Consider the following 19,458-nt stretch of genomic DNA (forward strand, 5'->3'; position numbering starts at 1 on the left):
TTCAAAAGTTTTAAAGCCTTTCCTGAGACGGGAAAGGCTTTTTTTTTGCGTTATCTTTTATTCTTCTCCTCAATCCACTTCGCCATATATTTTGTGCTTTGTAAAAAATGATGCATCAGCATAGCACCAATAAAATTATCCTCACGATATTTTTTGAATTGTTTCAACTTATCAATCAACACTTCACAAAATGTATCTTCAAATAAATGTTTCGAAAACCGATGCTTTAAAATCTCAAGACCTTTTTGTTGAGCTTGCAACCAAATTGGTTTGTTTTGATATAATTCGATTGCTTTTTCCGCAAATTCAATTGGTGAATCTCTAATAAAACCATTCCATTCAAACTCACCATTCATGGCCTCTGCTCCAATTGTTGAAGTTACACTCGGAATCCCATACAGCATTGCTTCCAACAATTTTCCCTTAATTCCCGCACCAAAACGAATGGGAGCCAAAAGAACTTTCGCTTTCGAAATCACTTCAAAAGAACTTTCCGCTCTACCGTGAACAAAAAAACTCTGCTTTGGGTTATGCAATGAATTTATTTTTGGTGTCGGATAAGCTCCATAAACTTGCATCTTTGCCTCGGGAAATTTTTTAAACAATAAAGGCCAAATTACTTCTTTCAAATATACAACGGCATCGTGATTAGGAGAATGAAGAAAATTCCCAATGAACATAAAATCACTTCGCTCTTCAAAATTGGGTAAATTTAATATTTCATCTTCAACCCAAATCGGTAAATAAAACAATAAAAAATGCGGGACTCTAAAATGCGATTGCAACAATTCCATTTCAAATTCCGAAATCATCAACGTTACATCACAACGAAAAATACTGGCAATTTCACGTTTCGCTATATCATTAATTAACTCAAACGGCTTGTTCTTCAAAACTGATATTCTCCTTGCTTCTCGCAAACAATGTAAATCCTCAGTGTCCAACATTCTAATTGCATCAGGGCAATGTTGAGCAACTCGCCATCCAAATTGTTCCTCTGTCATAAAACGATCAAATAAAACAAAAACTGGTTTCAATTCCAATATAAACTCATCAAATGAACTACAATTCAATGCTATTCTCTTTTTGTCAACACCAATTAATTCTTTCGAAAATTGACTTTCAGAAGCTGTACTGGCAAACGTAATTTTCACTCCTTTTTTCTTAAAAAAAGAAATCAACTGCATCATTCTTGTTCCGGCAGCTGAAGAATTAGGCTCTGGCCATACAAAACCAATAATTAAAATTCGTTTATTTTCCAATGTGTTCATCCGACTAAAATAGTAATAAAAGAGCCAATTCTTTTCAAATAAAAAACATTATTTTTGTATTAAATCACTTGAATCATGTTAGGATTAAAACTTAAAACCGACCCACGTTGGGCTAATATAGCCGAATCAAACCTCGAAGAAATTTTATCCGACCACTGTTGGTGCGAACAAAAAGCGGCTGCCAATGCTCTTTACATTATTACCAATAATTCTGAAAATGTTGAATTGGTTACCGAAATGGCCAAAATTGCCATCGAAGAAATGGAACATTTTCAAATGGTACACAATATCATTCAAGAACGCGGCTACCAATTTGGGCGTGAAGTAAAAGATGATTACGTTAATCAACTTGTAAAATTCAGTAAAAAAGGAGGATCTCGTAATGATGCTTTAATTGAACGATTGCTTTTTGCTGCGATGATTGAAGCCCGTAGTTGCGAACGTTTTAAAGTGCTTTCCGAAAACATAAAAGACCAAAAACTTGCCAAGTTTTACAGAGAACTTATGATTAGTGAAGCTAACCACTATACAACTTTCTTAAAATTTGCTCGTAAATATTCCGAAAAGGTTGATGTTGATAAACGATGGCAAGAATGGTTAGATTTTGAAGGCAAACTCATTTCTAACTATGGCAATAAAGAAGCGGTTCACGGGTAATTTTATAATTTAAGCATTCCCCTTCAACAAGTACAAATTTCGGGTCGGGCTATTATTCGTCGTTAGTGTTCCTCTCTGTGGGCTTTGTGCTACTATCCCTGATGCAAACATTCAGTATATAAAGCTTTTAAAAAAGCACACTGCTAAGCTCTAAATCAACCTAAGACGAGTGCCTTTCTTTGATTCAGGCAAAACTAAAAACAAAAAATCCCCATTCGCTCTAGTGAATGAGGATTCTCAAAAGAAGGCGGCGACACGAGCCTTGCGACTGCGACGCCCTATAAAAAAATAGGGTTATCCTATTTGGACAACCCTACTCAAAAGAAGGCGGCGACATACTCTCCCACAAAATGCAGTACCATCTGCGCAGGCGGGCTTAACTTCTCTGTTCGGAATGGGAAGAGGTGAGCCCCGCCGCAATAACCACCTTAAATTTTTAGTTTTCAGTTCTCAGCTTACAGTAATCAGTTTTCACTACTTACTCCTAACTCTCAACTCCTAACTATCTCGTTATAAAACGAGGCTAATATCTTAACATACTGAGATAAAAATTAATGTTGTAGAAAAGTTTTCATCCCCCGACTTGCATCGGGGGAACTTTATTCACATAAGCTTACGGGTTATTAGTACTACTCGACTATGACATTACTGCCTTTACATCTATAGCCTATCAACGTGGTCATCTTCCACGACCCTTTAAAGAAATCTCATCTTGTGGTGGGTTTCGCGCTTATATGCTTTCAGCGCTTATCCCTTCCAAACGTAGCTACTCTGCGGTGCTCCTGGCGGAACAACAGATACACCAGCGGTTTGTCCAATTCGGTCCTCTCGTACTAGAATCAGATCCACTCAAATTTCTAACGCCCGCAGTAGATAGAGACCGAACTGTCTCACGACGTTCTGAACCCAGCTCGCGTGCCACTTTAATGGGCGAACAGCCCAACCCTTGGGACCTTCTCCAGCCCCAGGATGTGACGAGCCGACATCGAGGTGCCAAACCCCCCCGTCGATGTGAGCTCTTGGGGGAGATCAGCCTGTTATCCCCGGCGTACCTTTTATCCTTTGAGCGATGGCCCTTCCATGCGGAACCACCGGATCACTATGCTCTACTTTCGTACCTGATCGACCTGTATGTCTCTCAGTCAAGCTCCCTTATGCCATTGCACTCTACGCACGGTTACCAAGCGTGCTGAGGGAACCTTTAGAAGCCTCCGTTACTCTTTTGGAGGCGACCACCCCAGTCAAACTACCCACCAAGCAATGTCCCCGCCTTAGACGGGTTAGACCTCAGATAAGCAAAGGGTGGTATTTCAACAATGACTCCACAACGCCTGGCGACGCCACTTCACAGTCTCCCACCTATCCTACACATCACTTATCCAAGACCAATACTAAGCTATAGTAAAGGTGCACAGGGTCTTTTCGTCCCACTGCGGGTAATCGGCATCTTCACCGATACTACAATTTCACCGAGCTCATGGCTGAGACAGTGTCCAGATCGTTACACCATTCGTGCAGGTCGGAACTTACCCGACAAGGAATTTCGCTACCTTAGGACCGTTATAGTTACGGCCGCCGTTTACTGGGGCTTCAATTCAATGCTTCTCCGAAGATAACATCTCCTCTTAACCTTCCAGCACCGGGCAGGTGTCAGGCCCTATACCTCATCTTACGATTTTGCAGAGCCCTGTGTTTTTGATAAACAGTCGCCTGGACCTTTTCACTGCGGCCAGCATTGCTGCTGGCGACCTTTCTCCCGAAGTTACAGGTCTATTTTGCCTAATTCCTTAGCCATGAATCTCTCGAGCACCTTAGGATTCTCTCCTCAACTACCTGTGTCGGTTTACGGTACGGGTACTTATTATCTAAGTTTAGAAGCTTTTCTTGGCAGCCTTTAGGTACACTATCTCTTTGTCCGAAGACTCCGAGTACTATCAGTCTTTGCCACAATCTACGGATTTGCCTATAAATCGTTTAGCTACAACCTTCAACGGACACTTCCGTCAGTCCGCGGTACTTTCACCACTGCGTCACTCCATCACAATAATAAGTAGTACGGGAATATTAACCCGTTGGCCATCGACTTCCCCTTTCGGGTGTGCCTTAGGTCCCGACTAACCCGCAGCTGATTAGCATAGCTGCGGAAACCTTAGTCTTTCGGTGGCGGTGTTTCTCGCACCGCTTATCGTTACTTATGCCTACATTTTCTTTTCTATACGGTCCAGCATAGCTCACGCTACACCTTCAACCCACATAGAATGCTCCCCTACCACTTGTATTACTACAAATCCATAGCTTCGGTAGTATGCTTATGCCCGATTATTATCCATGCTCGTCCGCTCGACTAGTGAGCTGTTACGCACTCTTTAAATGAATGGCTGCTTCCAAGCCAACATCCTAGCTGTCTGGGCAGACAAACCTCGTTTTTTCAACTTAGCATACATTTGGGGACCTTAGCTGATGGTCTGGGTTCTTTCCCTCTCGGACTTGGACCTTAGCACCCAAGCCCTCACTGCTGATAAACATTATATAGCATTCGGAGTTTGTCAGGAATTGGTAGGCGGTGAAGCCCCCGCATCCAATCAGTAGCTCTACCTCTATATAACTTTACGATCAGCGCTGCACCTAAATGCATTTCGGGGAGTACGAGCTATTTCCGAGTTTGATTGGCCTTTCACCCCTACCCACAGGTCATCCGAAGACTTTTCAACGTCAACCGGTTCGGACCTCCACTATGTGTTACCACAGCTTCATCCTGCCCATGGGTAGATCACACGGTTTCGCGTCTAACACTACCGACTAATTCGCCCTATTCAGACTCGCTTTCGCTACGGATCCGTGACTGAATCACTTAACCTTGCCGGCAACGTTAACTCGTAGGCTCATTATGCAAAAGGCACGCCGTCACAGATAATTCTGCTCCGACCGCTTGTAAGCGTATGGTTTCAGGATCTATTTCACTCCGTTATTCACGGTTCTTTTCACCTTTCCTTCACAGTACTGGTTCACTATCGGTCTCTCAGGAGTATTTAGCCTTAGCGGATGGTCCCGCCAAATTCAGACAGGGTTTCACGTGCCCCGCCCTACTCAGGATACCACTATCCTTATCCTCTCTTACTTATACGGGACTATCACCCTCTTTGGTCTACCTTTCCAAGTAGTTCTAATTCAATTAGCAAGAAATGTCGTGGTCCTACAACCCCAAAATTGCCGTAACAACTCTGGTTTGGGCTAATCCGCGTTCGCTCGCCACTACTTACGGAATCACTTTTGTTTTCTTCTCCTCCGCCTACTTAGATGTTTCAGTTCAGCGGGTTTGCTCACCTATCGGTGTAATGCATCTTCAATGCATTGGGTTGCCCCATTCGGATATCTACGGATCATCTCGTGTGTGCCAATCCCCGTAGCTTTTCGCAGCTTATCACGTCCTTCTTCGCCTCTGAGAGCCTAGGCATCCCCCATACGCCCTTATTTTGCTTATGTGCCGCCTTGCTATTTTCATAACAAGACCTTTCTGTAAAATCGTAACATTGTCACGACTCTACTCTATTATTATATAATCGTAAATAATTACAATTATATGTGTTTTCTACTTTTTAAATGTTTTATCTCAATATGTCAATGAACTTTTTTCTAGTCATTAGTCCGCAGTAATTAGCACTTAGTCAAAAGACTAAGGACTATTTACTCATTACTATTCACTAGAATAGTGGAGAATATCGGAGTCGAACCGATGACCTCCTGCGTGCAAGGCAGGCGCTCTAGCCAGCTGAGCTAATCCCCCGCTTTCAGTGATTAGTTAACAGTTATCAGTTAACAGTAACTAAAACGGTTAGCCAACCTCCAGAATTTCCTTTAAGCTTCTTAAAAATAGTAGTCCCGCCCAGACTCGAACTGGGGACCCCTACATTATCAGTGTAGTACTCTAACCAGCTGAGCTACGAGACTCTGTATTTTTTTGCTTATGTATTTTTTGAATTAACAGCGAGAGTAAAATAAATCTATCTGACTAATTTAAGATGTTCTTCTTCTTTTTGTCTCTAGAAAGGAGGTGTTCCAGCCGCACCTTCCGGTACGGCTACCTTGTTACGACTTAGCCCCAGTTACTAGTTTTACCCTAGGCAGCTCCTTACGGTCACCGACTTCAGGTACCCCCAGCTTCCATGGCTTGACGGGCGGTGTGTACAAGGCCCGGGAACGTATTCACCGGATCATGGCTGATATCCGATTACTAGCGATTCCAGCTTCACGGAGTCGAGTTGCAGACTCCGATCCGAACTGAGATAGGTTTTATAGATTCGCTCCAACTTGCGTTGTGGCTGCTCTCTGTACCTACCATTGTAGCACGTGTGTAGCCCAGGACGTAAGGGCCGTGATGATTTGACGTCATCCCCACCTTCCTCACGGTTTACACCGGCAGTCTTGCTAGAGTTCCCGACATTACTCGCTGGCAACTAACAACAGGGGTTGCGCTCGTTATAGGACTTAACCTGACACCTCACGGCACGAGCTGACGACAACCATGCAGCACCTTGAAAGACGTCCGAAGAAAGTCTAGTTTCCTAAACTGTCGTCTCCCATTTAAGCCCTGGTAAGGTTCCTCGCGTATCATCGAATTAAACCACATGCTCCACCGCTTGTGCGGGCCCCCGTCAATTCCTTTGAGTTTCACACTTGCGTGCGTACTCCCCAGGTGGGATACTTATCACTTTCGCTTAGCCACTCAACTTGCGTCAAACAGCTAGTATCCATCGTTTACGGCGTGGACTACCAGGGTATCTAATCCTGTTCGCTCCCCACGCTTTCGTCCATCAGCGTCAATCGTTTGTTAGTAACCTGCCTTCGCAATTGGTATTCCATGTAATATCTAAGCATTTCACCGCTACACTACATATTCTAGTTACTTCACAAAAATTCAAGCCCTACAGTATCAATGGCAGTTTCCTAGTTGAGCTAGGAGATTTCACCACTGACTTATAAGGCCGCCTACGGACCCTTTAAACCCAATGATTCCGGATAACGCTTGGATCCTCCGTATTACCGCGGCTGCTGGCACGGAGTTAGCCGATCCTTATTCTTACGGTACCGTCAAGTTCCGACACGTCGGAGTGTTTCTTCCCGTATAAAAGCAGTTTACAATCCATAGGACCGTCTTCCTGCACGCGGCATGGCTGGGTCAGGCTTCCGCCCATTGCCCAATATTCCTCACTGCTGCCTCCCGTAGGAGTCTGGTCCGTGTCTCAGTACCAGTGTGGGGGATCTCCCTCTCAGGACCCCTACCCATCATCGTCTTGGTAAGCCGTTACCTTACCAACTAACTAATGGGACGCATGCTCATCTTGTACCGCCGAAACTTTAATAGTCAAATGATGCCAGTCAACTATACCATGGGGCATTAATCCAAATTTCTCTGGGCTATTCCCCTGTACAAGGTAGATTGCATACGCGTTACGCACCCGTGCGCCGGTCTCAAGGAAGCAAGCTTCCTCTACCCCTCGACTTGCATGTGTTAGGCCTGCCGCTAGCGTTCATCCTGAGCCAGGATCAAACTCTTCATCGTATATTGTTCGTTTGGTTATATTAACCAAACTGTTTTTTTAGACAAAGATTACTAGTCTTTTTCTTAATCTCTCGATTAACCTTACTCTCTCTTTTTTTCAATTAAACATCACTGTCTAATTGTGCTGTCAATCCAATATGTCTATGAACGTATCTACTTATTTTATTCGCTTGTCTCTCAAAGCGGGTGCAAAAGTACAACTTCTTTTTGATTAGGCAAACTTTTCGAAAAAAAAATTTATTTTTTCTTTTTTCCCCTTTTTCTAAACCCCGATTTTGGCATTTGCGGAGGGCAAAGATAATACTCTTTCTACTCTCCTACCAAATCTTTTATAGATTTTTTTTCTACAATATACTATGCTGAACATCGCCCTTATTGCGGGTGCAAAAGTAGCACTCTTTTTCGCCTTTCAAAATCTTTTTTAAACTCTTTTTTAATCTTTTTTTTAACTCGCTGAATCTGAGACGAAAATAAACGAAAGTTTTTTTTCTTTGAGGTTTTAGCTGGTGGGCTTAAAGTTGCAGGGGTGGGTTGGTGGAAAACTTTATTTCGCACGGAAAACACAAAATACACAGAAAAGGATTGCTTCACAATGGTTGATTGTTTTTACCACTAAGAAATCAAAACACGAAGCTTTGAAACTTGAAACTTCTTTTTATCTCTGCTACCCCTAGCCCCGATTGAAATGGAAAGCCTAGTGAAGGATTGATGTATGTTTTCTTGGCGAAAAAAAGCGACCAACGGAAGCTCTTTTGGTCTTAGAAAAAAAACAACAAGACAAACAAGCTTGGAATGCAAAGCAGGAAATAGCTTCTGGAAAATAAAAATTAATCAAAACGGATTGCTTTTACCGGAGATATTTTGGTTATGATATAAGATGGTATCAGTAACACCATAAGACTCACGATAATTGTTCCTACATTGAGTAATATAATATAGAACCAATTGAAATAAACAGGAGCTTCGCTAACGTAGTAATTTTCAGGGTTAAGCTTTACAATTCCAAATTGTTGCTGAATAAGCATTAAAGTAATTGCAATGACATTTCCCCAAAGTAATCCACGGAGGATGATGTGGAACGCATTGTAAAGGAATATTTTTCTGACCGTCCAGTTATTTGCTCCAAGTGCTTTGAGTATCCCAATCATTTGAGTACGTTCGAGAATAAGAACCAAAAGTGCTACAACCATATTTATAGTTGCTACCGCAATCATAATCACAAGAATAACAATGATATTGAAATCAAAGAGTTGTAACCATTCAAAAATAAAATAGTACTTTTCAATGATGGTTTTACTGTCGAGCATATAAGAGGTTTGTTCATATACTTCTTCTCCTTTTTGCTCAATTTTATTAAAATCATCAATAAAAATCTCGAAAGCTCCTACCTCATCGGGTTTCCATCTGTTGATTCTTTGTACATGACGGATATCACCAATAATATACGTTGCATCGAATTCCTGAAATCCGGAATTATAAACACCTACAATGGTAAAAACACGCAAGTTTGGCATTTCGTTACTATCTTCTTTCATAAAGAAAGTGTTGAATCTATCACCAATTTTTAAATGTAGGCGATTAGCCAGATATTGAGAAATAATCACTTCTGGATTCAATTTGTCTTTAACATTTGGAATGCTCCCTTGGACCACGTATTCGTTAACATTATCCCATTTATAATCGGCACCAACACCCTTAAAAATAACTCCTTCAAATGCTTTTTCTGTTCGAATAATTCCTGCTTTGCTAGCAACTGCTTGGATATGATTAACACCCTCGACAGATTTGAATTCTGGATAAAAATCTTGTTTTGTTGAAACGGGTACTTTGCTGACTTCGGATTGATTGTCATCGAAATTAGAAACAATAATATGTCCGTTGAACGCCGAAACTTTTTGGCGTATTTTTTGTTGTAATCCCAAACCGGTTGCAACGGAAATAATCATCATGATGATTCCGATTGCAATAGCGGTAATTGCAATTTTTATAATTGGTTTGGATATACTACTTTTATGGTGTTTTGACGTAGTTAATCTTTTTGCAATGAAATATTCTAAATTCAATGGAATTTGATTTGATGCAAATATAGTTTTTTTGAGTGGCTGAGAAGCTGAGTGGCTAAGATTTTTAATAAACAATTTTTATTATGAAATATTATTTTTTGTGTTTGAGTTTGTTGTGTTTGTTGATCTGTTGTGGAGGAAGAAAGAAAATAGATGACACTGAAATAAACGAAGAAATTTCAACTATTTATGAACTTTCAACATCCGCTGAATTAAGAACCGGGGCGGAAAATTTTGTTGCCTATTTGCCCCTATTAGTCGGAAAGAAAGTTGGTGTAATAACCAATCAAACCGGAATTTTAAAAATCGAATCTGAAAATATTATTGTTGAAAATGGCACAAAAGAATATCAACGTATTTTTAGTAATGTTCATTTAGTCGATTTTTTAATTGAAAGAAAAGTGCAAGTTCAAAAAATTTATGCCCCCGAACACGGTTTTAGAGGAACGGCTGATGCAGGGGAATTAATTAAAGACGGAAAAGATACTAAAACCGGTTTACCAATAATTTCGCTTTATGGTGATAATAAAAAACCAAAACCTCAGCAATTAACCGGAATAGATGTAATGGTGTTTGATTTGCAAGACGTTGGTGCGAGGTTTTATACTTATATTTCCTCTTTGCATTATGTAATGGAAGCTTGTGCAGAAAATAATATTCCGCTGATTGTTTTAGACAGACCTAATCCAAATGGAAGTGTCGTTGATGGTCCGATTTTAGAAAAGGAATTTTCGAGTTTTGTGGGTATGCATCCTATTCCGGTTTTGCATGGGATGACCATTGGTGAATATGCTTTAATGATAAATGGTGAAAAATGGTTAAAAAATGGTGTTCGATGTCAATTGACTGTAATCTCTTGTTTGAATTACAATCGAAACATGAAATATAGCTTACCTGTAAAACCTTCGCCAAATTTGCCTAACGATCAGTCAATCAATTTATATGCAAGTTTGTGTTTTTTTGAAGGAACAAATGTGAGTGTGGGTCGCGGTACGGAAAAGCAATTCCAAATTTATGGTTCTCCTTTTTTAGCAATCACTGATTACAGCTTCACACCAAAACCAAATATGGGTGCCAAAGACCCAATGCATAAAGGGAAACTCTGTTATGGTGAAGATTTAAGTAACATTGAAAAAGTGAATCGTTTGGAATTAAAATGGCTCATCAAAGCTTATGAATCAACATCTGATAAAAAAGCATTTTTTAATTCGTTTTTTGTGAAATTGGCGGGGACAAAAAAATTACAAGAGCAAATTGAAAAAGGTATTTCTGAACATGAAATCAGAAAAAGTTGGGAGAAAGGATTAAAGGAATTTAAAGAAATGAGGAAAAACTATTTGATTTATTCCTAAATTTCAACAATTATCGAAGGGTTGATTTTCAATAATTCATCCACAAATTCTTTTTTAAATTTTGGTGAAATTAGTACTTCATCATATTTATTATAAACAATGGCAATTCTATCTAAAGATAAAGCAGGAGAACTCAAAGGATTGTTCGTTTTAAATATTCTTTTTATAGAATGAATGTCGATTTTTATCCACCAAACTTTGAGCATAGTTCCTTCAATCACATATTTTATTTTAGAAAACATCCAAAACATGATCATTAAAATTGAAATCATTGTGATTGATAAACCATATTGTTTAGTCGATATGCCTTCCACAATTGGATAACTAAAGATTCCTACTATAATCAGAATCAACCACCAATCTACTTTTGATCTATACGTTTTCATATTATAAAGGTAATTTTTTTTTCATTTCTTCCACAATATTATAAGCGGCTGGACAAATAGCTACATTTTTCAACGTTAAATCCGATATTTGTTGGAATTTTTTTCTATCGGTATGCGGAAATTCCCGGCACGCTTTTGGGCGAACATCATAAATAAAACATTTGTTGTCACTTTCTAAAAATGTACATGGAACCGACTTTAACACATAATCATTATCTTCATCTATTCTAAGGTATTGGTCAATGAATTGTTGTGGTTTTTGTTTAAAATGCTTTGAAATTCGATCAATATCAGCCGAAGTAAAAAGCGGTCCGGTTGTTTTGCAGCAATTGGTACATGCTAAACAATCCGTTTTTTTAAATTCGGCTTCATGTAAATCTTGCATCACATAATCCAAATTTTTGGGTGTTTTCTTTTTTAGCTTATCAAAATACTTTTTGTTTTCGATATGCTTATCTTTGGCTAGTTTTCCGAGTTCCTCTAATTGTGGTTTCAAGTTTCAAGTTTCAAGTTGAACTACAAAATTAGTGAACTTCAAACTTGAAACCTGAAACCTGAAACAAAAAAATGAAAGACCTCTTTGGAAAAGCCATTTTAGACTATCAAACCGGAAATAATCCGGAAGATTTGATAACCGAAACTTCCATTTCAGAGGCAGATGAAATGAGTGTAGCCTATTTGTTTCGAAGTTTTAAGGAAATGCCAAAATTAGAACAAAAGGCTTTATCACTTTGCAAAGGAAAAGTTTTGGATGTGGGTTGCGGAGCCGGAAGTCATTCTTTGTATTTACAAAAAAAAGGTTACGATGTGACTTCGATTGATATTTCTGAAAACGCTATAAGTGCTTGTCGATTGAGGGGTTTAACGAATTGTTTTGTTTCGGATATTTTAAATCTAAATTCCTCTGAAAAATTTGAGACTATTTTATTGTTAATGAACGGTACGGGGATTTTTGGTCAATTAAAAAATATTTCTACTTATCTAAAAAAATTAAAATCACTTTTAAACGATGGCGGTCAAATACTAATCGACAGTTCCGATTTAATTTACATGTATGACCAAGATGAAGAGGGTGCATATGAAGTTCCGGCAGATAAATATTATGGGGAATTAACTTTTTCCGTTCATTACAAAGGAGAAACAGAAAAACCTTTTGATTGGTTGTATTTGGATTACAATACACTTCAAAATGCTGCTCATGAAAATGGTTTGAATTGCGAATTAATGCAAGAAGGTGAACATTATGATTATTTAGCGAGATTATCTTAAAACGAAAAATTCCAATAAAATGAATTCATTGGAATTTAAATCAAACTAATTATAATTTTTTATTTAAGGTATATTCAAATATTTATGCGTTTGTAAAGATACTCGCCATTTTGGATTTTTCATTACATAATCTACAATTAACGGTGTCATTTCTTCTTTTTTGCTCCACTCGGGTTGCAAAAATAAAATGGCATTCGTATTTACTTTTGCCGCTTGCTCTTCTGCAAAAATAAAATCGTGCTTATTGTAGATGATGACTTTTAATTCATTCGCCATATCATAAGCACTTTGAACCGGTAATTTGTTTTTCTTGGGCGAAAGACAAAACCAATCCCATTTTCCAGTAACGGGATAACAACCTGAAGTTTCAATATGAATTTTTATTCCTGCCTTTTTGAGTTTTTCAGTTAATGAACTCATATCCCAAGTAAGTGGTTCACCGCCGGTAATTACAACCGTATCCGAATATTTTTTAGCATTCGAAACAATGATATCTGTTTCCGTGGGTGGATGAAGTTCAGCATTCCAACTTTCCTTCACATCACACCAATGACAACCTACATCGCAACCCCCAATTCGAATGAAATAAGCAGCAGTTCCTGTATGGTATCCTTCACCTTGAATGGTGTAAAACTCTTCCATCAACGGAAGCATTTCTCCTTTTTCAACGGCTAATTGTATTTCTTTTTGAAGCATTTTTTCTGAAATAAGTGTGCAAAGATAGTTAATTTGAAAATGAAGCCATTTGAAAATTTGAAAATGATACCTTTTGAATTATAAATGCTTTTACTACATTTGGAATATAAATTTTTTATCATGAATAAAGTTGAAGAATTCAGTTCACATATTAAAAACGGATACACCACCAAAGGTGATTTTATAACGCTGGGAGGCGCCATGTTAGATGGTGTTCCGGTTGGTGGAGAAGCCCATGTAAATATTGCTTTAAAAACGTTAAACCGTCACGGATTGATTGCCGGAGCAACCGGAACGGGTAAAACCAAAACCATCCAGGTACTTTCTGAACAACTTTCTCAAAACGGAATTCCGGTGTTGATGATGGATATCAAAGGTGATTTTTCCGGAATTGCCATGCCGGGAATTGAACAATCTTTTATCACAGAACGACACGCAAAAATCAATTTAGGCTATGAAACCAAAGGTTTTCCGGTGGAATTGATGACCATATCCAAACAAAATGGCGTTCGATTGCGAGCTACCGTTTCTGAATTTGGTCCGGTTTTATTTTCACGCATTTTAGATTTGAATGATACGCAAGGTGGTGTGGTGGCTGTCATTTTTAAATATTGCGACGACCATCATTTGCCACTTTTGGATTTAAAAGATTTTAAAAAAGTTTTACAATACATTACCGAAGAAGGTAAAGCGGAAATTGAAAAAGAATACGGCCGGATTTCCACTTCTTCTACCGGTTCGATATTGCGAAAAATCATTGAATTGGAACAACAAGGTGCTGATGTGTTTTTTGGGGAATTATCCTTTGACATCAATGATTTAATGCGAATAGATGAAAATGGAAATGGCTATGTGAACATTATCCGTTTGACCGATATTCAGGATAAACCGAAGTTGTTTTCAACCTTTATGTTGAGTTTGTTAGCTGAAATTTACAGTACCATGCCGGAACAAGGCGATGCCGGAAGACCGGAATTGGTCATTTTTATTGATGAAGCTCACTTAATTTTTGACCAAGCCAGTAAAGCCTTGCAAGATCAAATTGAAACCATCGTAAAACTGATTCGTTCCAAAGGAATTGGCGTTTATTTTATCACACAAAACCCTCAAGATATTCCGGCCGGTGTGTTGAGTCAGTTGGGTTTAAAAATCCAACATGCGTTAAGAGCTTTTACAGCCAATGACCGAAAAGCGATTAAAATGACGGCTGAAAATTATCCATTATCCGATTATTACAAAACGGATGAAGTGATTACACAACTCGGAATTGGAGAAGCATTTGTGACAGCATTGAACGAAAAAGGGATTCCGACACCATTGGTTGCCACCATGCTTCGTGCACCGATGAGTCGCATGGATGTGTTAACGCAACAAGAAATTGATTTGCATATTTCTAGTTCAAAATTGGCAAAAAAATACAATGAAGTGATTGACCGTGAAAGTGCGTACGAATTATTAAACAAAAAAATTGCCGTTGCTGAAGAGCAAGCCACCAAACAAGCAGAAGAAGCAGCTAAACAAAAAGAAGCTAAAAAAACTACAACTACTTCATCTCGACGAGCACCTGAAAGTCAGACCACAAAAGCGGTGGTAAAAGTATTAACCAGTGCAACTTTTATACGCGGTGCATTGGGAATTTTGAGTAAGATGTTTAAAAAGTAAAATGTGTCAATTTGTAAATGTGTCAATGTGAGAATTTGAGGTTTAACTTATGAAGGGATTTTTAACCATCGGATTACTCATACTTTCCAACATCTTTATGACATTGGCGTGGTATGGACACTTGAAATTTAAAGAGTTGAAATGGTTTGAAAATGCCGGATTAATAACAATTGTTTTAATCAGTTGGGGTTTGGCTTTGTTTGAATATTTTTTTCAAGTTCCGGCCAATCGGATTGGGTATGAAGGAAATGGCGGACCCTTTTCACTCATGCAACTAAAGGTGATTCAAGAAGTGATTACATTGGTTATTTTTGTGATTTTTTCAATGCTTTTCTTTAAAAACGAAACGTTTAAATGGAATCATTTTGTGGGAATGTGTTGTTTGGTATTAGCGGTTTATTTTATTTTTAGAAAATAGAGAAAAAAAACAGAGAATAGACGTTATGAAAAAATATTTCATCCAAAAATCCCCATTCATTATTCCAACAACTGATGGAAAAGTAATCGAAGAACATTTTGGTAAAGCTTCCGATGGCAACAGCAATATTTCCATTGCTCACATGATTGCTCCGCCGCATTGGAGCGAACCTTTCCAAACGCCTGAATTTGATGAATATACTTATATCATCAAAGGCAAAAAACAATTTATTATTGAAGGTGAAGTGGTTATTTTAAAAGCCGGGCAATCCATCAAAATTGAGAAAAACACACGTGTTCAATATTCCAATCCGTTTGAGGAAGTGTGTGAATACATTACCATTTGCCAACCGGCTTTTGATTTTGAGAAGATAAATCGGGAAGAAGCGTAATTTATTTTGAAAGAAGCGAAATAATCTTCGCTTCTACTGCTTTGCTATTCCAAATGGCCTCAATATTTTCCATTTGCATCACTTCTTCCATGATTTTATTTTGGAAATCACCAATGGCCAAAGCTTCAGAATAAGGTTGCAAACTAAAGGTTACTCGGCTGTACAAGGGCATCCATTTGTCGGGATGTTTATCGGAAAACCATTTTTCAATTTTCTTTTGTAACAAGAATTTCTCATCGGCGGTTTTGGCACTCATTTCCATGAAATTGCGATAGGAGAGTTCGGCAATCGCATCAGCGTTGGGTTTTCTAGATTTTTCATACGCTTTGAAAATGGCCTCCCAATCATCGCCATACTTTGAAATCATTTCATTTAAAACAGTAATGTCTTCAAATCCGGCATTCATTCCGTGACCATAAAAAGGGACAATGGCATGAGCCGAATCGCCAATTAAAGCCACATTATCAGCATGCGTCCACGGAAAACATTTCATCATCACCAAATAACTCGTTGGATTTTTAAAAAAATCTCGCACTAAATCCGGAATCACTTCTTTCGTATCAGGGAAAAATTCGGCAAAGAAACCGACTAATGATTTTTCATCTTTCAAGCTTTCAAAGGAATTTTCTCCTTCAAACGGCATGAATAAAGTACAGGTAAAAGATCCATCCAGATTGGCTAAAGCCATCAACATAAAATTACCACGCGGCCAAATGTGTAGCGAGTTTTTATCAATTTTATGTGAACCATCCAAGTTAGCCGGAATGTGTAATTCTTTGTACCCAATATTCAAAAATTCTTGTGAATAATTGAACATACTTTGGCGTTGCATCCGATGGCGAATTCTTGAAAAAGCTCCATCTGCACCAAAAACTTTGTCGTATTTTAAATCGGTCCACTCGCCTCTTTCGGTTTCGCCGATGTGTAAGGTTGCATCAGCTAAAGTAACATCCCAAATGCGGTGTTCAAAAAAGAATTCAACTCCGGCTTCTTCTGCCAAATCAATCATTTTTCTGTTCAAAACCCCACGGGAGAGTGAATAAATGGCTTCCCCTTCTTTACCGTAATATTGGTAATTGAGTTTGGAATCTTTTAAATGAATGGCCCGCTTATCAACCGGAATTCCAATTTTTTTAATTTCCTCGGTCAAGCCGATATCTTCCAACGCTTTCCAACCTCTGTTTGACATCACCAAATTGATCGAACGACCGGAAAATTCAACTGTGCGAATATCTGGACTTCGGTCTAAAACATGAACGGTATGCCCTAATTTTTTGAGGTAAATTGCCAATAAAGTTCCTACTAAACCGGAACCAACAACAGCAATTTTTTGAGGATTTTGCATGATATAAAATCAAAAAATGGATTACAAAAGTACGGAATACCAAAAGATAAAACGCCCTAAAGATGAGAATTTTTTAACTCTAACAATAATTTTGTTTAACATTTTTACACAATTGTTAAACATTTTGTATTTTTGAAAAAAATTGCTTGTGAAAAAGTTTACCAAAGAAGCTATCCAAGAGCTTGCTAAAATTCCACGATTGAATTTGATTAACAGTTGTACCGGCTACAAATCGGCAAATTTAATAGCCACAAAAACAGCTGAAGGAGTTTCCAATGTGGCGGTTTTTAGCAGTATTACGCATTTAGGAAGTGATCCTGCTCTATTAGGATTTATTCTCCGACCGACAACCGTACCGAGAAATACCTATAAAAATATTAAAGATGTAGGCTTTTTTACGGTGAATCATATTACGAAAACCATGATTGCAGATGCTCATCATTCCTCAGCAAGTTATGATGAACATATATCCGAATTTGATAAAACCAACTTGGAAGAAACGTATCATGAAGGCATTTCCATTCCGTTTGTAAAAGGTAGTCCGGTTCAAATTCTTTGCAAATACCTCAACGAATATGAAATCAATGAAAACGGAACGATTCATATCATTGCATCTATTGAAAAAATATTTGTTGAGGAAAGACTACTTCAAAAAGATTATTGGTTGCGATTGGACGAAGAAAACGTAGTAGCTATTAATGGACTAGATGGCTATTGTGTACCAAAATTAGTGGACCGATTTGAATATGCACGCCCGAATGTTCCAACAAAATCGATGCTCTAAAATGGCTCATAAGAAAGTACATCTTCCTCAAAAAAACTGCAAAACTTGTGGATTTCCGTTTTCCTGGCGAAAAAAATGGGAGAAAAATTGGGAGGATGTGTTGTATTGTAGTGAGCGATGCAGGAGGAATAAAGTTGGGAGTAAGGAGTAGGGAGTTTTCATCCCGAGGCTTCGGGAGCTGTAACAGTTTTCAATTTATAATTAACCTTTACCAATTACCTATAACCCATTACCATAAAAAATGAACAATCTCGTTTGGTTTCGAAATGATTTACGAGTGGAAGATAATCACTCATTATACAGTGCTTGCCAAAAAACCGGTAAAGTCATTGGCGTTTACTTTTTAGACCCCAGACAATTTGAAATGACTCGCTTTGGTTTCAAAAAAACTGAAAAATACAGAGCAAAATTTCTATTGGAAACGCTTCGAGATTTGAAAAATAATTTAGCGGCAAAAAATATTTCTTTGCTCATTTTTCATGATTTGCCTGAAAATGTGATTCCTAGATTGGTGGAAGAACATCACATTTCAACTATTTTTCTTCAAAAAGAATGGACGCAGGAAGAAGTCAATGTCAATGACAATGGCAATGACAATGGCAAAAATCAAATTTCAGAGGTTGAATTTGTAGAAACGTACGACCAATTTTTATTTCATCCGGATGATATTCCGTATGCTGATTTTACCAAAATTCCGGAAGTCTTTACAGAGTTTCGAAAGAAATGTGAAAAAGAATCTAAGATTCGACCTACAGTTGAAATTTCGGTTCAACCCAAAGAAAATTTGGTGGAAACATCCAATATAATTCCGAGTTTAGAAGATTTGGGTTTGGAATCGTTTAAGGTGCATAAACATTCGGCCTTCCCTTTTCGGGGTGGAGAAACTTCAGCATTAAAACGTTTGAATCACTATTTTTTTGATACCGAAAATTTATCGCAATACAAAAAAACACGGAATGGTTTAATGGGCACCGATTACAGTTCGAAATTTTCGGCTTGGTTGGCCAACGGTAGCATTTCTGCCCGAACCATTTATTGGGAAGTGCAAAATTATGAACAAGAAATTTGTAAAAATGAAGACACGTATTGGTTGATTTTTGAATTGATTTGGCGGGATTATTTCAAATACATTTCACTGAAACACGGCAACAAAATCTTTCAACTTGATGGCATTTTAGGAAAAAAATACGATTGGAAGTTCAATGAAAAAGCCCTTCGTCAATGGATGAACGGCAATACGCGTGAGCCTTTTGTAAACGCCAATATGATTGAATTGCAACAAACCGGCTTCATGAGTAATCGAGGCAGGCAAAATGTGGCGAGTTATTGGGCAAAGGAATGGGAGCAAGATTGGCGAGTAGCTGCGGCTTATTTTGAAAGCATGTTGATTGATTACGATGTCCATTCCAATTACGGCAATTGGATCTATAATGCCGGTGTGGGAAATGACCCGAGAGATCGCAAATTCAACATCAAACGCCAAGCGGAAATGTATGATGGGGATGGAAAGTATCAAAAATTATGGTTAGGTTAAGTTTGTTTCAGGTTTCAAGTTTCAAGTTGATTGAAGCTGAAAGTAGAATTCATTTGACATGAATTTCACT

15 protein-coding genes, 2 tRNA genes and 3 rRNA genes are annotated in these 19,458 nt (G+C 38.4%); 9 read left to right on the forward strand and 11 right to left on the reverse strand.

The window, feature by feature from the left end:
- Positions 1-50: 50 nt before the first annotated feature.
- On the reverse strand, positions 51-1,271 hold the full coding sequence (locus tag R2782_RS08495) for a glycosyltransferase (RefSeq protein ID WP_371267806.1): 1,221 nt from the start codon (positions 1,269-1,271) through the stop codon (positions 51-53).
- A gap of 75 nt (positions 1,272-1,346) precedes the next feature.
- Here R2782_RS08495 and R2782_RS08500 point away from each other — a divergent pair, with 75 nt between their 5' ends.
- The gene (locus tag R2782_RS08500) at positions 1,347-1,928 is read left to right on the forward strand and encodes a tRNA-(ms[2]io[6]A)-hydroxylase (protein WP_371267807.1); all 582 of its coding nucleotides are present in this window, start codon (positions 1,347-1,349) and stop codon (positions 1,926-1,928) included.
- A 322-nt stretch (positions 1,929-2,250) separates the two neighbouring features.
- Here R2782_RS08500 and rrf read toward each other — a convergent pair.
- The 6 genes from rrf to R2782_RS08530 form a co-directional block, all read right to left on the reverse strand.
- Positions 2,251-2,359: ribosomal RNA gene (gene rrf, locus R2782_RS08505) — 5S ribosomal RNA — on the reverse strand.
- 172 nt (positions 2,360-2,531) lie between these two features.
- Positions 2,532-5,411 (reverse strand): 23S ribosomal RNA (locus R2782_RS08510).
- 227 nt (positions 5,412-5,638) lie between these two features.
- Positions 5,639-5,712: transfer RNA gene (locus R2782_RS08515), tRNA-Ala, on the reverse strand.
- Between the two features lie 90 nt (positions 5,713-5,802).
- A tRNA-Ile gene (locus tag R2782_RS08520) sits at positions 5,803-5,876 on the reverse strand.
- A gap of 96 nt (positions 5,877-5,972) precedes the next feature.
- Positions 5,973-7,488: ribosomal RNA gene (locus tag R2782_RS08525) — 16S ribosomal RNA — on the reverse strand.
- Together the 16S, 23S and 5S rRNA genes with 2 tRNA genes alongside form the textbook arrangement of a ribosomal RNA operon.
- 827 nt (positions 7,489-8,315) lie before the next feature.
- Positions 8,316-9,551 carry an ABC transporter permease gene (locus R2782_RS08530; protein WP_371267808.1) on the reverse strand — a complete coding sequence of 412 codons (1,236 nt, stop codon included), beginning with the start codon at positions 9,549-9,551 and terminating at the stop codon, positions 8,316-8,318.
- 83 nt (positions 9,552-9,634) lie between these two features.
- On the opposite strand from R2782_RS08530, the gene R2782_RS08535 reads away from it, so the two are divergent.
- On the forward strand, positions 9,635-10,903 hold the full coding sequence (locus R2782_RS08535; protein ID WP_371267809.1) for an exo-beta-N-acetylmuramidase NamZ domain-containing protein: 1,269 nt from the start codon (positions 9,635-9,637) through the stop codon (positions 10,901-10,903).
- On the opposite strand, the gene R2782_RS08540 is transcribed toward R2782_RS08535, so the two are convergent.
- Together R2782_RS08540 and R2782_RS08545 are read right to left on the reverse strand one after the other, a co-directional pair.
- On the reverse strand, positions 10,900-11,289 hold the full coding sequence (locus tag R2782_RS08540) for a PH domain-containing protein (protein WP_371267810.1): 390 nt from the start codon (positions 11,287-11,289) through the stop codon (positions 10,900-10,902). The two genes, R2782_RS08535 and R2782_RS08540, sit on opposite strands and share 4 nt — an antisense overlap.
- Position 11,290: 1 nt before the next feature.
- Positions 11,291-11,785 carry a YkgJ family cysteine cluster protein gene (locus R2782_RS08545; protein WP_371267811.1) on the reverse strand — a complete coding sequence of 165 codons (495 nt, stop codon included), beginning with the start codon at positions 11,783-11,785 and terminating at the stop codon, positions 11,291-11,293.
- 71 nt (positions 11,786-11,856) lie between these two features.
- Between R2782_RS08545 and R2782_RS08550 the strand changes: the two genes are divergently transcribed.
- The gene (locus tag R2782_RS08550) at positions 11,857-12,558 is read left to right on the forward strand and encodes a class I SAM-dependent methyltransferase (RefSeq protein ID WP_371267812.1); all 702 of its coding nucleotides are present in this window, start codon (positions 11,857-11,859) and stop codon (positions 12,556-12,558) included.
- A 63-nt stretch (positions 12,559-12,621) separates the two neighbouring features.
- On the opposite strand, the gene R2782_RS08555 is transcribed toward R2782_RS08550, so the two are convergent.
- Positions 12,622-13,254 (reverse strand): 7-carboxy-7-deazaguanine synthase QueE, encoded by a 633-nt coding sequence (locus R2782_RS08555; RefSeq protein WP_371267813.1) that lies wholly within the window; start codon positions 13,252-13,254, stop codon positions 12,622-12,624.
- A gap of 120 nt (positions 13,255-13,374) precedes the next feature.
- On the opposite strand from R2782_RS08555, the gene R2782_RS08560 reads away from it, so the two are divergent.
- The 3 genes from R2782_RS08560 to R2782_RS08570 are packed head-to-tail and all read left to right on the forward strand — an operon-like array spanning position 13,375 to position 15,725.
- A complete protein-coding gene (locus R2782_RS08560) occupies positions 13,375-14,916 on the forward strand; it encodes a helicase HerA-like domain-containing protein (RefSeq protein WP_371267814.1) in 1,542 nt (513 codons plus the stop codon).
- A 49-nt stretch (positions 14,917-14,965) separates the two neighbouring features.
- A complete protein-coding gene (locus tag R2782_RS08565) occupies positions 14,966-15,334 on the forward strand; it encodes a DMT family protein (RefSeq protein WP_371267815.1) in 369 nt (122 codons plus the stop codon).
- 25 nt (positions 15,335-15,359) lie between these two features.
- Entirely contained in the window at positions 15,360-15,725 is a 366-nt protein-coding gene (locus R2782_RS08570) for a cupin domain-containing protein (protein ID WP_371267816.1), read from the forward strand.
- Position 15,726: 1 nt separating this feature from the next.
- On the opposite strand, the gene R2782_RS08575 is transcribed toward R2782_RS08570, so the two are convergent.
- The gene (locus R2782_RS08575) at positions 15,727-17,070 is read right to left on the reverse strand and encodes an FAD-dependent oxidoreductase (protein WP_371267817.1); all 1,344 of its coding nucleotides are present in this window, start codon (positions 17,068-17,070) and stop codon (positions 15,727-15,729) included.
- 148 nt (positions 17,071-17,218) lie between these two features.
- On the opposite strand from R2782_RS08575, the gene R2782_RS08580 reads away from it, so the two are divergent.
- The 3 genes from R2782_RS08580 to R2782_RS08590 all read left to right on the forward strand — a co-directional run bounded on the left by R2782_RS08580 (position 17,219) and on the right by R2782_RS08590 (position 19,388).
- Positions 17,219-17,854 (forward strand): flavin reductase family protein, encoded by a 636-nt coding sequence (locus R2782_RS08580; protein ID WP_371267818.1) that lies wholly within the window; start codon positions 17,219-17,221, stop codon positions 17,852-17,854.
- 1 nt (position 17,855) lies between these two features.
- The gene (locus R2782_RS08585; protein ID WP_371267819.1) at positions 17,856-18,005 is read left to right on the forward strand and encodes a DUF2256 domain-containing protein; all 150 of its coding nucleotides are present in this window, start codon (positions 17,856-17,858) and stop codon (positions 18,003-18,005) included.
- Positions 18,006-18,095: 90 nt separating this feature from the next.
- Positions 18,096-19,388 carry a DASH family cryptochrome gene (locus tag R2782_RS08590; RefSeq protein ID WP_371267820.1) on the forward strand — a complete coding sequence of 431 codons (1,293 nt, stop codon included), beginning with the start codon at positions 18,096-18,098 and terminating at the stop codon, positions 19,386-19,388.
- Positions 19,389-19,458: the final 70 nt, after the last annotated feature.

Source organism: Flavobacterium sp. (genome assembly GCF_041392085.1).
Classification (GTDB): Bacteria; Bacteroidota; Bacteroidia; order Flavobacteriales; family Flavobacteriaceae; genus Flavobacterium.

Excerpts from the sequence above, each read along its gene's own strand:
- R2782_RS08495 (WP_371267806.1), bottom strand. The coding sequence starts at position 1,271 with ATGAACACATTGGAAAATAAACGAATTTTAATTATTGGTTTTGTATGG.
- R2782_RS08500 (WP_371267807.1), top strand. The coding sequence starts at position 1,347 with ATGTTAGGATTAAAACTTAAAACCGACCCACGTTGGGCTAATATAGCC.
- R2782_RS08535 (WP_371267809.1), top strand. The coding sequence starts at position 9,635 with ATGAAATATTATTTTTTGTGTTTGAGTTTGTTGTGTTTGTTGATCTGT.
- R2782_RS08540 (WP_371267810.1), bottom strand. The coding sequence starts at position 11,289 with ATGAAAACGTATAGATCAAAAGTAGATTGGTGGTTGATTCTGATTATA.
- R2782_RS08550 (WP_371267812.1), top strand. The coding sequence starts at position 11,857 with ATGAAAGACCTCTTTGGAAAAGCCATTTTAGACTATCAAACCGGAAAT.
- R2782_RS08555 (WP_371267813.1), bottom strand. The coding sequence starts at position 13,254 with ATGCTTCAAAAAGAAATACAATTAGCCGTTGAAAAAGGAGAAATGCTT.
- R2782_RS08560 (WP_371267814.1), top strand. The coding sequence starts at position 13,375 with ATGAATAAAGTTGAAGAATTCAGTTCACATATTAAAAACGGATACACC.
- R2782_RS08565 (WP_371267815.1), top strand. The coding sequence starts at position 14,966 with ATGAAGGGATTTTTAACCATCGGATTACTCATACTTTCCAACATCTTT.
- R2782_RS08570 (WP_371267816.1), top strand. The coding sequence starts at position 15,360 with ATGAAAAAATATTTCATCCAAAAATCCCCATTCATTATTCCAACAACT.
- R2782_RS08575 (WP_371267817.1), bottom strand. The coding sequence starts at position 17,070 with ATGCAAAATCCTCAAAAAATTGCTGTTGTTGGTTCCGGTTTAGTAGGA.
- R2782_RS08585 (WP_371267819.1), top strand. The coding sequence starts at position 17,856 with ATGGCTCATAAGAAAGTACATCTTCCTCAAAAAAACTGCAAAACTTGT.
- R2782_RS08590 (WP_371267820.1), top strand. The coding sequence starts at position 18,096 with ATGAACAATCTCGTTTGGTTTCGAAATGATTTACGAGTGGAAGATAAT.